Origin of the sequence: Halorubrum rubrum (assembly GCF_024494685.1) — an archaeon.
GTDB lineage: Archaea > Halobacteriota > Halobacteria > Halobacteriales > Haloferacaceae > Halorubrum > Halorubrum rubrum.
Genome location: NZ_JANHDM010000014.1, coordinates 57466 through 68992 on the forward strand (window position 1 = coordinate 57466; position 11527 = coordinate 68992).

Annotated in this window: 14 protein-coding genes; 11 read left to right on the plus strand and 3 right to left on the minus strand. The window is 69.9% G+C overall.

From position 1 onward, the window contains the following. Positions 1 to 27: 27 nt before the first annotated feature. From NO889_RS14360 to NO889_RS14400, 9 genes are all read left to right on the plus strand, one after another. Complete coding sequence (locus NO889_RS14360; protein WP_256412917.1) at positions 28 to 753, plus strand: ribosome assembly factor SBDS; 726 nt, start codon at positions 28 to 30, stop codon at positions 751 to 753. Between the two features lie 142 nt (positions 754 to 895). After that, positions 896 to 1426 (plus strand): YbaK/EbsC family protein, encoded by a 531-nt coding sequence (locus NO889_RS14365; RefSeq protein ID WP_256412918.1) that lies wholly within the window; start codon positions 896 to 898, stop codon positions 1424 to 1426. Positions 1427 to 1529: 103 nt separating this feature from the next. Then, the gene (locus NO889_RS14370) at positions 1530 to 2507 is read left to right on the plus strand and encodes an alpha/beta hydrolase (RefSeq protein ID WP_256412919.1); all 978 of its coding nucleotides are present in this window, start codon (positions 1530 to 1532) and stop codon (positions 2505 to 2507) included. A 141-nt stretch (positions 2508 to 2648) separates the two neighbouring features. Further along, the gene (locus tag NO889_RS14375) at positions 2649 to 3686 is read left to right on the plus strand and encodes a metal ABC transporter solute-binding protein, Zn/Mn family (RefSeq protein ID WP_256412920.1); all 1038 of its coding nucleotides are present in this window, start codon (positions 2649 to 2651) and stop codon (positions 3684 to 3686) included. A 71-nt stretch (positions 3687 to 3757) separates the two neighbouring features. Further along, positions 3758 to 4501, plus strand: a complete 744-nt coding sequence (locus NO889_RS14380) for a metal ABC transporter ATP-binding protein (protein WP_256412921.1) — start codon at positions 3758 to 3760, stop codon at positions 4499 to 4501. Then, a complete protein-coding gene (locus NO889_RS14385; RefSeq protein WP_256412922.1) occupies positions 4498 to 5574 on the plus strand; it encodes a metal ABC transporter permease in 1077 nt (358 codons plus the stop codon). The genes NO889_RS14380 and NO889_RS14385 overlap by 4 nt, the downstream gene beginning before the upstream one ends. A gap of 125 nt (positions 5575 to 5699) precedes the next feature. Next, complete coding sequence (locus NO889_RS14390) at positions 5700 to 5984, plus strand: DUF7545 family protein (RefSeq protein WP_112078223.1); 285 nt, start codon at positions 5700 to 5702, stop codon at positions 5982 to 5984. Between the two features lie 75 nt (positions 5985 to 6059). Beyond that, positions 6060 to 6494, plus strand: a complete 435-nt coding sequence (locus NO889_RS14395; protein WP_256412923.1) for a thiol-disulfide oxidoreductase DCC family protein — start codon at positions 6060 to 6062, stop codon at positions 6492 to 6494. Positions 6495 to 6498: 4 nt separating this feature from the next. Continuing rightward, complete coding sequence (locus tag NO889_RS14400; protein ID WP_256412924.1) at positions 6499 to 6996, plus strand: GIY-YIG nuclease family protein; 498 nt, start codon at positions 6499 to 6501, stop codon at positions 6994 to 6996. Here the strand turns inward: NO889_RS14400 and NO889_RS14405 are convergent. From NO889_RS14405 to NO889_RS14415, 3 genes are all read right to left on the minus strand, one after another. Further along, the gene (locus NO889_RS14405) at positions 6993 to 7436 is read right to left on the minus strand and encodes an acyl-CoA thioesterase (protein WP_256412971.1); all 444 of its coding nucleotides are present in this window, start codon (positions 7434 to 7436) and stop codon (positions 6993 to 6995) included. The two genes, NO889_RS14400 and NO889_RS14405, sit on opposite strands and share 4 nt — an antisense overlap. Before the next feature lie 156 nt (positions 7437 to 7592). After that, a complete protein-coding gene (locus NO889_RS14410; RefSeq protein WP_256412925.1) occupies positions 7593 to 8045 on the minus strand; it encodes a bifunctional nuclease family protein in 453 nt (150 codons plus the stop codon). A gap of 122 nt (positions 8046 to 8167) precedes the next feature. Then, a complete protein-coding gene (locus tag NO889_RS14415; RefSeq protein ID WP_256412926.1) occupies positions 8168 to 8917 on the minus strand; it encodes an ArsR/SmtB family transcription factor in 750 nt (249 codons plus the stop codon). A 156-nt stretch (positions 8918 to 9073) separates the two neighbouring features. Between NO889_RS14415 and NO889_RS14420 the strand changes: the two genes are divergently transcribed. Further along, entirely contained in the window at positions 9074 to 10819 is a 1746-nt protein-coding gene (locus NO889_RS14420; RefSeq protein WP_256412927.1) for a TraB/GumN family protein, read from the plus strand. A 6-nt stretch (positions 10820 to 10825) separates the two neighbouring features. Next, positions 10826 to 11494 carry a zinc metalloprotease gene (locus NO889_RS14425; RefSeq protein WP_256412928.1) on the plus strand — a complete coding sequence of 223 codons (669 nt, stop codon included), beginning with the start codon at positions 10826 to 10828 and terminating at the stop codon, positions 11492 to 11494. Positions 11495 to 11527 lie beyond the last annotated feature (33 nt).

Genomic DNA, 11527 nt, shown 5'->3' on the forward strand with positions numbered 1-11527 from the left:
TTTACCACGGGGCGAGAAGCCTCACGCATGATCTCACTCGACGAGGCGGTGACCGCCAGACTGGAGTCACACGGGGAGCGGTTCGAGGTCCTCATCGACCCGGACGCCGCGCTGGCGATGAAACGCGGGGAGTTCGAGGGCGAACTGGAGGAGGTGATCGCCGCAGAGGACGTCTTCGAGAACGCGTCTCGAGGCGATAGGCCCGCCGAGGAGGACCTGGAGACGGTTTTCGGAACGACCGATCCACTGGAGATCATCCCGCAGATCGTCGAGCGCGGCGAGATCCAGATCACGGCCGAGCAACGCGAGGAGATGCAAGAGCGGAAGCACAAACAGCTCGTGAACACGATCACGCGCAACGCCGTGAACCCGCAGATGGACGACTCGCCGCACCCGCCCGAGCGGATCGAACGCGCGCTGGAGGAGGCGGGCTTCCAGATCGACCCGATGGAGCCGGTCGAGAACCAGGTCGACGACGCGCTCGAGGCGCTCCGCCCCGTCATCCCGATCCGGTTCGAGGAGGTGACGATGGCGGTCCAACTGCCCGCGGACTACGCGGGGTCCGGACAGGCGAAGGTTCGAGAGTTCGGCGACTTAGAGCGCGAGGAGTGGCAGAACGACGGCTCGTGGGTCGGCGTGCTCACCTTCCCCGCCGGGTTACAGAACGACCTCTACGACCTCGTCAACGAGGTGACCTCCGGGGAGGGCGACGCCCGCGTGATCAAGGACAAGGACGAGCTGCGGACGCGGTGAGCGGCCGGCGGTCGCGCGGACGCCACGGGACTGCAGCGAGGTCGGGGCTGCGGCGAGGCCGCGGTCGCCCCGAGACCTTCCGGATCGTCCGACGTTCACCGCATCCCGAGGGTTGATACCGCACGACTGCGCGGGATCCGGCATGCATCAGCGAGCCTCGGAGTTCGCGGAGCGGGCGCACGAACGGTACGGCGTCGACGTCGAGGTCCTGGAGTTCGACGCCGGCACGAAGACGGCGGCGGCCGCGGCGAACGCGGTCGGCTGTGAGACCGCGGCGATCGCCTCGACCATCGTGATCTCGCTCTCCGGCGGCGACCGCGACGACGACGGGGCGCGACGCGCCTCCGGCAGTCGTATTTCACCCGACGACCTCGTCGCCGCGATCACGAGCGGCGCGAACCGCCTGGATCTGGACGCCGTCGCCGAGCACTTCGGCGCGTCGTCCGCCTCGATGGGCGACCCCGAACGGATCCGCGAGGTCGTCGGCTGGAGCATCGGCGGCGTCCCGCCGATCTGTCACGACGAGGCGGTCCCGACCGTGATGGACCCGACGCTCGGGACGTTCGAGACGGTGTACGCCGCGGCGGGGACTCCGAGCGCGGTGTTCCCGATCGAGCCCGACCGGCTCGCCGAGCTGGCGGACGCGACGGTGGTGGATCTGACGGAGTCGTGACCCGCCGGAGTCGCCCCCGATCGAGTCGCGACCAGATCGACTCGTAGCGGCAACCCGCCCGATCGATCCCGACGTTTATCGCGTTAGCGAGACATTCGGTACCATGGCGCGAGATCTGCCCCCGATGGACCCGGAGCTGTCGGCCGCTCTCGAGGAGATCCCGGACGAGTTCCTCCTCGCGAACGTCGTCGACTTCGACGACCTGCCCGGCACGCGAGAGCGCATGACGCAGTTGCTTGAGGCGATGCTGGAGGAGATGCCGGAGCGCCCCGGCGTCGAGTCCGAGGACGTGGCCGCACCCGGTCCGACGGACGACCGGGACCTCCCGCTGCGCGTCTACCGACCCGTCGACGCGGAAGGGCCGCTGCCGTGCGTCTACTGGATCCACGGCGGCGGCATGGTGTTGGGGGACTTAGACCAGGACGACCCCACCTGCGAGCGGTTGGCGGACGAACTCGGCTGCGTCGTGGTCTCGGTCGACTACCGGCTCGCGCCCGAACACCCGTATCCGGCCCCGGTGGACGACTGCTATGCCGGGCTCGAATGGGTCGCGGCGAACGCCGCGGACCTCGGCGCGGACGCCCTCCGGATCGCGATCGGCGGCCAGAGCGCCGGCGCTGGGCTCTCGGCCGCGGTGGCGCTCCGCGCGCGTGACGAGGGCGGACCCGACCTGTGTCACCAACACCTGATCTATCCCATGTTGGACGACCGAAACGTCACCGAGTCCAGCGAGCAGGTGACCGACATCGGGATCTGGGACCGCGGGATGAACGTCCGGGCCTGGGAGGCGTACCTCGACGAACTGAGCGGCGCGGGCGACCTCCCGCCGTACGCCGCGCCCGGACGGGTCGAGGACCTCTCGGGGCTGCCGCCGACGTACCTCGACGTCGGGACCCACGACGCCTTCCGCGACGAGACGCGGGCCTACGCGGAGCGGCTGCTCGCCGGCGGAGTCGAGACCGAGTTCCACCTCTGGCCCGGCGCCTACCACGCCTACGAGACGTTCGCGCCCGAGGCGCGGCTCTCGCGGGAGACGTGGGAGACTCGCCTGAACGCCCTCCGTCGCGCGTTCGACGCGTAGCGACGCGGCGATACGGTCCGACGGGTCACCGATTCGGCAGTCCGGGGTCGTTGTTAACTCGCGACCGCCAGCCACCCAATGTTATTAACTATGAGTTATGAAATAACAACACTTTTGTGTTAAACGGACGTTGCGATAGGTATGGACGACACGCGCAGATCGGTGTTGCGGCGGAGCGCAGGAATGCTCGGCGTGGGCGCCGTCGGCGCCCTCGCGGGGTGTGCGGGCGCGGGCGGCGGATCGGGCGCGGACGACGGGGACGAGACGAGCGGATCCGGCGACAGGATCGACTCCGGATACGCGATGTTCTTCCCGCTCTACGACTGGGCGAACCGGATCGCCGGCGATCACGCGACGTTCACGAACCCGGTCGACGTGGGACAGCTCGGTCACGGCTGGGAGCCGAGCGGGACTCTCGCGACCGACGTGGCGGCGAGCGACGTCTTCGTCTACTTCGACAGTCCCGAGTTCACCTGGGCACAGGACATCGCGTCGACGCTCGAGTCGGACTACGAGGAGGTGGTCGTCATCGACGGCCTGAGCGGTCTCGACGAGCGATTGCTCGCGTGGGACCACGGACAGGAATCACACGAGGAGGGAAGCCACGACCACGAAGAGGAGGCAAGCCACGACCACGAAGGCGAGATCGACCCGCACGTCTGGGTCGATCCGGTCCTCGCGACGGATGTCGTCGACACGATCGCGGCGGGGCTGGGCGACGCGGATCCGGACAACGCCGACGACTACGCCGAGAACGCCGAGGCGTACGCGGCGGAGCTCGAGGAGGTCGACGAGGCGTTCGCCACCACCGTTGAGGCCGCAGAGCGCGACGTCGTCGTCCTCGCCGGCCACGACTCGTTTCAGTACCTCGCCGAGCGGTACGGTTTCGAGGTCCACTCGCCGGTCGGCGTGTCGCCGCAGAACGAGCCGAGCGGGAGCGACATCGCCGACACGGTCGCGGTCGTCGACGACAACGGGATCGACGTGGTGTTGTACGACCGGTTCGAGTCGCCGAACCTCGCGGAGACGATCGTCGAGAACAGCGACGCGACGGAGACGATGGCGGTGACGCCGGTGGGCGGGTCGACGAGAGAGTGGAACGAGGCGGGGTACGGCTACCGCGAGCAGATGCTCGAGGTCAACCTCCCCGCCTTCGGCCGCGCGCTCGGTGCCGAGTGATCGCCGCCGACCGCCTCGCCGGATCGGATCGAAGAGCTAAACCGCCGAAGGACGGAACAAGGAGACACACAGTGGACCCGGTCATCGAGCTCGAAAACGTGACGTTCGCGTACGGCGACACCGTCGCCGTGAGAGACGTCTCGCTGACGGTCGAGGCCGGCGACTTCCTGGGGCTCGTCGGCCCGAACGGCTCCGGGAAGACCACGCTCTTACACCTCATGCTGGGGCTTCACACTCCCGACGAGGGGACCGTCAGGCTGTTCGACCGCCCGATCGACGCGGTCGAGGACGGGAGCCGGATCGGGTACGTCTCCCAGCGGGCGACGAGCCGGGGGGGCACGATGCCGGTCACCGTCCGCGAGTGCGTCACGATGGGGAGGTTCGCCCACGTCGGCCACGGTCGGCTCGGCGAGGCGGACCGGGAGGCGGTCGCGACCGCGATGGAGACGGTCGAGATCGTCGATCTCGCGGATCGGTTGATGAACGAACTCTCGGGCGGGCAGCGGCAGCGCGCGTACATCGCCCGCGCGCTGGCGAGCGAGGCGGAGTTGCTCGCGCTCGACGAGCCGACCGTCGGCGTCGACGCCGAGTCGCGGGACGCCTTCTACGCGCTCTTGGACCGGCTCAACGACGACGGCATCACGATCGTGTTGATCGAACACGACATCGGCGTCGTCACCGATCGTGCCGACCACGTGGCGTGTATCAACACCGAACTGTACCACCACGGCGACACCGAGTCGTTCGTCGAGAGCGACGCCCTGGCCGACGCCTACGGCGCGACCGGACAGGTCGTCCACCACCACCACCCATGACCGGCGAGGGACCGGAGAACACGAGCGACGACGCGGGGACCGTCGACGCGGCCGGATCGACGCGCGGTCCCCGCCGAACGATCGAGCTCGCGGGGGTGGCCGCCGCCGCCGCCCTGGCGGCCGCCATGATCGGGTTCGTGCTGCTCTACTGGGCGCAGGACCTCCCGATCGCGAGCGAGTTGTACGCCGGCTTCCGCTCGGTGGGTCGCGTGATGGACGCCGCGTTCGGGACCAACGTGTTCAGACACCCGTTCATGTGGCAGTCGATGGCGACCGGCGTGCTGGTCGGCGTCGTCGCCCCGCTCGTCGGGACGTTCCTCGTCCACCGTGAGATGGCGCTCATCGGGGAGACGCTCGCACACACCGCCTTCGCGGGGGTCGCGCTCGGCTTCCTCTTGAACGCCGTCACCGGGTGGAACGGTCCGATGCTGCTCGTCGCGCTCGTCGTCGGGATCGTCGGCGCGCTCGGCGTTCAGTGGCTCACGGAACGAACCGACGCCTACGGCGACGTGCCCATCGCGATCATGCTCTCGGGGAGCTTCGCCGTCGGGACGCTGATCGTCAGCTACGGCCGCGGGCTCACCGGGATCGCCATCGAGGGGTATCTCTTCGGCAACCTGGGTGTGGTGACCGTCGAGGGCGCGCGGCTGATGGCCGCCCTCTCCGTCGTCGTCGTCGTCGCGGTCGCGGCCACCTACAAACAGCTGCTCTTCATTACCTTCGACGAGCAGGCCGCCCGCGTCGCGCGGCTGAACGTGACCGGTTACAACACGCTCCTCGTGGTGTTGACCGCCGTGGTCGTCGTGGGCGCGATGCAGGTGCTGGGAGTGATCCTCGTCGCCGCGATGCTCGTCGTTCCCGTCGCCGCGGCCTCCCAGATCGCCCGGAGTTTCCGGGAGACGACGTACCTATCGGTGATCTTCGGGCAGCTGTCGGTGATCGGCGGGTTCGCGGTCGCGATCGGCGGGGAGCTTCCCTCCGGCGGGTCGATCGTGGTCGTCGCGATCGGGATCTACCTGCTCGCGGTCGCCGCCTCCGGCTTCTCCGTCCGGGCGATCTCGACGCACGGGTGAGTGCGAACGGGGTGGAACGCGAACGAGCGCCATCCCCCGCGGCGCGCGATCCGGCGACCATCCCCGCTCGTGCGCGTCGAGTGCGGTTTCCACAGACCCTTATGTCCCGACCGCGAGTGGGGAGTATGGGAGACACCGAGACCTACACCGTCACCGGCCCCGACGGCGAGGAGGAGTCGTTCGAGCTGCCCGCCGGCCTCGTCGACGTGCTCAGCGAGCAGGGCGAACCGTCGACGCGGGTCGTCACCGACGTGATCGTCCAGGCGATGGCCCAACAGGCGCACGTCATCGCTCACCACAGCGAGGGCGGCGTCCCCGACGACATCGCCGAGATGAACGAGACCGCGGAGGAACTGTTCGAGGAGCGGTTCGGCCAGTCGCTCCAGGACGCGCTCGGCCACTCGCACTAGCCGGCTCGGACGCGAGACGGGACCGCGCGACGCGGCGGGCGACCGCTTAAGTCGCCCCCGAACGTAGATCGAATCATGAGTGACACCGCCGGATCGCCGGTGTTGATCTTCGACGGCGACTGCCCGTACTGCTCGATCGCGGCGGTCGCGCTCCGCCGGCTCGACGACGTGGCGGCGGTGCCGTGGGAGGCAGACCCCGTCGGCCCGTTCCTCGACGCCCAGTTCGGCGCGCGGCCGTTCGCGATGGTGTTCGTCGATCCCGACGAGCGGCGGGTGTACGCGGGGCGCTCGGCCGCCGAGGAGCTCGCGGAGCGGGCCGGGACGCCGGGGATCGTCGGCGGACTCGTCCGCGACAACTACGACCGGATCGCCGGCGTCGTCGGCGCACTGTCGGGTCGCGACCGCGATCCCGACGACTTCCACGACGCCTACGACCTCACCGACGAGGCCACCGACCTGGTCGGAACGCTCCGGCCGGCCGCGAGCGAGCCGCCGGAGCCGACCGCCTGAGACCGTGTCCGAACCGAACGCGGCCGCGTCCTCGCGGACGGCTCGTGACCTCCCGGCCGGCGCCGTCGGCGGAACCTACACCCTCCTCGTCGAACTGTCCTCGACGACCAGCCTCTCCGTCGGCGCGCTCGGCGAGCGCCGGTTCCCCGCCGGCGGGTACGCGTACACGGGCAGCGCGCTCGGCTCCGGCGGGTTCTCGCGAGTCAGCCGTCACCGACGAACCGCCCGCGGCGACCACGACGTGCGCCACTGGCACGTCGACTACCTGCTCGGTGAGACGGACGCGCGGGTCGACCGCGTCGTCCACGCGCCCGGCGTCGACGCCGAGTGCGCGGTGGCCGCCCGGCTCCCGGCGGGACCGGTCGACGGGTTCGGCGCGTCCGACTGCGGGTGTTCGAGCCACCTCTCCGCGGCGGCGACCCTCGGCGACCTGATCGATCGCGTGACCCGCGCGTACGACGCCGAGGGCGCGAGCGTTCGGATCGACGAGTCCGGGACTTAGAGGTCGTACCGGTCGACGACCTCGCGGAGCTGTTCGCGGCGTCCCTCGACCGCGCGCGTCCGGAGGGCCTCCTCCGCGTCGGTCGGGCACGCGAGGTCCGGAACCTCGGTCGGTTGGCCCTCCTCGTCGAGCGCGACGAAGGTGAAGTACGACGCCGTCGTGCGGCGTTCCTCGCCGGTCCGCGGGTTCTCCGCGTGGACCTCGACTTTCACGTCGAGGCTCGTCCGTCCGGTGTTGAACACGTACCCCTCGATCACGACGACCTCGCCCATCTCGATGGGCGCGATGAAGTCGACGTGGTCCATCGACGCGGTGACCACCTGTCGGCGAGAAAATCGCATGCCCGCTATCGCGCCGCAGACGTCCATCCAGTGTAACACCGCCCCGCCGAGCGCCCGGCCGAGGTTGTTGGTGTCGTTCGGCAGAAGCATCTCGGTCATCTCCGTGTGGGACTCGGCGAGGGTCGCGTCGCTCGCGCCGACCGCCGGCTCCGTTCCGTCCTCCGCCGACTCGTCGTCCGGGTCGCTCATGGGTCCGCTCGGTCGGGCGGTCACTTCAACCCGCGGCTACAGCACTCGCAGCGACGCGCCCCACGGCTACGGATCGTCGCGGCGACCGTCGCCGAAGCGGATCGAGTCCGGCGGCCGACCCGCCTCGTCTATCACCTCCTCGGAGACGACGATGGGACACTCGACGCGGACGGCCAGCGCCAGCGCGTCGGAGGGCCGCGCGTCGAAGACGAACCGCTCGGGCTCGCCGGACTCGTAGCGCTCGGCGTCGACCTTCGCGTAGAAGGTCCCGTCCGCGAGATCGTCGATCCGCACTCGGTCTATCGCCCCGCCGAACTCGGTGAGTATCTCCACGAGGAGGTCGTGCGTGAGCGGGCGGTCGAACGGTTCGCCCTCGAGGACGGTACCGATCGAGCGGGCCTGGTCGCCGCTAACGAAGATGGGGACGTACTCGTCGCGGACGCTGAGGACCACCGCCGGGACGTCGCCGCCGGGTGCCGAGCCGGCTCCGACCCCGACGACCTCGGCTTCGTGTTCCATACGGGGAGATGGTGACACCCGCATGAATAGCTGTCCCCGCTCGTCGGACGCGACGGGGTCCGATCGTCGATCGATCGACGCGACGAGCGCGGGGTCGCCGATCGTTCGATCACCCCCGACGATCAGGGAGCGCCCCGACTCCGCCGGTACCAGTAGAACCAGCCGATCGAGAACACGAGCGCGGCTCCAAGGAAGAAGACGACGCCCGGCTCAGTGAGCGCCGCCCCGATATCGACGAGGAGGTCCCTCGCCGAGTCGACGACGACGTCGACGACCCCGTCGCTTCGCTCCGCGTCCACCGTCGGTCCCGTCGCGGGTTCGTCCGACTCCTCCGTCGCGATCCCGACGTCCCCGCCGTCTCCGCCATCGGTACCGCCGCCTCCGGCATCGTCGCCGCCGGCGGCCCCGTACTGTCCGGCCGTGGCGTCGGGGCTCGCCATCGCCGCGAGGCGTTGGACGGCGAACGCCGCGAGTCCGAGGAGCGCGTAGCCGCCGAGCAGCCGCTTCAGCGCCGTCCTGATCCCGGAGGACTGCTCCTGGCTTCCCGCGAACAAGACCAGGGGCTCGTCGGCGGGCGCGTACACGTTCATCTCGCGACCCTTCTCCGAGTAGGTCGTGTCGATGACGTCGACGACCTCCGCGTCGCTGAGCTTCGAGAGGTGGTACTGGACGTTCTGGAGGGACGTGTCGAGCTCGTCGGCCAGCTCGGACGTCGTCGCCGGCCTCTCGTGAAGCGTCGAGAGGACGTTCCGAGCGGTCTCTGAGCCGAGCGCCGCGAGCAGCTCGTCGGCTTCCTCGTCGTCGACGCCGACGACGCGCGGTTCGCGGTCGTCGGGTTCGGGGTCCGGCAGGGAGGGCAACAGCCGCGACATACGGGGACATGCGCGGGGTGTGGATACAAATCTGTTGGGACCGACGCGTCGAACTCGCGGCGGTCTCGGTGGGGCTCGGTGCCCCTGTCCGACTGGTCGCGGGCGCTCGATATCGACTCACAAACCCTAAACGACGTGACGCAGTACGTCGGGGTGATGACAGAGACGCCCGAGGGACCGGCCGACGCCGCGTCGGCCCCCTCCGAGAGCACTCCAATCGCCGCCGAGGGCCGCGAGTCCGGGTCGGTGACGGTCGTCGGTACCGCACACGTCTCGGAGCGCTCGGTCGAGGAGGTGGAGGAGGCGATAGCGCGGGAGGAGCCCGACGTCGTCGCCGTCGAACTGGACGAGGGTCGCTACCGGCAGATGCAGGGTGAGACCCCCGACGACCTCGACGCGAGCGACCTGCTGCGCGGGAACACGGTCTTTCAGTTCCTCGCCTACTGGATGCTCTCGTACGTCCAGGCGCAACTGGGCGAGCGGTTCGACATCGAGCCCGGCGCGGACATGAAAGCCGCCGTCGACGTCGCCGAGCGCCTCGGGATCGACGTCGCGTTGGTCGACCGCGAGATCCAGACCACGATCCAGCGGTTCTGGGCGCGCATGACCCTGATCGAGAAGCTCCGGATGGTCGGCGGACTCGCCTTCGGCGTCACCGACTCCCGCGTCGTCGGGGTGGTCGCCGGGATCCTGATCGGCGTGATCGCCGGGCCCGCGATCGGGCTCTTCGGCGGCTCCTTCGGCGTCACGGAGCCGCTCCTGACCAGCGTGACCGCGGGGATGCTCGCGGCGGTCCTGGTCGCGCTCGTCGTCGACCAGGTCGGGAAGGCCGGCCTCTCGCCCGACGCGCGGCTGTACGCCGCGGCCGCGGCCGGACCGCTCGCGGGTCTCGCGGTGGCGGCCTCGGGCGTCGCCGACGGGCTCGTCGCGGCGTACCTCGGCGGGCTCACGGTCCGGGCGATCGGGAGCCTCGGGCTGGGGCTCGCGCTCGGGCTGTCCGTCGGGATCGTCGGCGCGACGCTGCTCGGACTGGTCGGGCTCGCGAGACCCTCCGGAGACGCGGAGTACGGCGGGATCGAGGAGATCGACATCGAGGACCTCACGGACACCGACGTGGTGACGATGATGATGGAGGAGTTCAGACAGTTCTCGCCGGGCGGCGCGGAGGCGCTCATCGACGAACGGGACGCGTTCATCGCCCACCGGCTCGTCGCGCTGCGGGAGGCCGGCCGCGACGTGGTGGCCGTCGTCGGCGCGGGCCACCGCGCGGGGATCGAGACGTACCTCGCGAGCCCGGAGACGCTGCCGCCGATGGCCGACTTGGTCGGCGAGGAGTCGGGGCAGGGGTTCCCCTGGAAGAAGCTCGTCGGCTACGGGATCACGGTCGGGTTCGTCGGCTTCTTCGTCCTGCTCGCGATGGCCGGGGTCCGGAACGGCTTCCTGCTTCGGCTGTTCGGCGCGTGGTTCCTGATCAACGCCGCCTTCGCGGCCGGGTTCGCGAAGCTGGCCGGCGCGCGGTGGTCCTCGGCCGGCGTCGGGGGCGCGGTCGCGTGGATGACCTCGATCAACCCGCTTCTCGCGCCGGGCTGGTTCACGGGCTACGTCGAGTTGCGTCACCTGACGGTGAACGTCGGCGATATCGGCACGCTCAACGAGCTTCTGTCCGACGAGACCCGGCCGCCCGGCGAACTCGTCAGGGAGATGCTCGACGTGCCGCTGTTCAAGCTCATCGTGGTCGTCGCGATGACGAACGTCGGCAGCATCGTCGCGAGCTTCCTCTTCGCCGTCTACGTCCTGCCGGCGATGTTCGGCGACATCGGCGGCGTCGAGGAGGTCTCCCGGCTGATGATCCAGGGCGCGCGAAACAGTGCCGAACTGCTCCGCGGACTGGTGGCTCCCTGACACTCCATGGTAACGACCATCGCCGGCCGCCGGATCGGCGGCCTCTACTTCAGCGGCACCGAACTCAAGGACCTCCTCGTCGCGTGGCTCGCGCTGGGCGTGGCGTTCACGCTCTTCTTCGTCGGCGGGAGCGCCGGCATCTCCCGGATCGTCGCCGCCGGCGTGGTGCTTCCGCTCCTCGTCGGCCTCCTGACGGCGGGCGTCGGATTCCTCCTCCACGAGATCGCCCACAAGGTCGTCGCGGTCCGCTACGACCAGGTCGCGGAGTTCCGCGCGGACAACGGGATGCTGTTCCTGGCCGTCGCGAGCGCCCTGCTCGGGTTCATCTTCGCCGCGCCCGGAGCGGTCCACCACCGCGGGCGGCTGACCGCGGGCGAGCACGGCCGGATCGCGCTCGCCGGTCCCGTCGTCAACCTGCTCCTCATGGTCGTCTTTCTCCCGGTGTTGTACGCGGGAACCCTGCTGGGCGGCGAGGTCCTGACGCTGATCGGTGAACGCGGGATCGCGATCAACGTCTTCCTGGCCGCGTTCAATCTGGTCCCGTACGGGCCGCTCGACGGGAGGACGGTGATGGACTGGAGCCGCGTCGTCTGGGCGGTCGCGTTCGTTCCCTCGGTCCTGCTCACGGTGCTTCTCGTGTTCGTGCTCGGCCTCGGGTTCGGCGGCCCGTTTTGAACGGGCACGCGGTCTCCGCTTTCGCGGACAAGC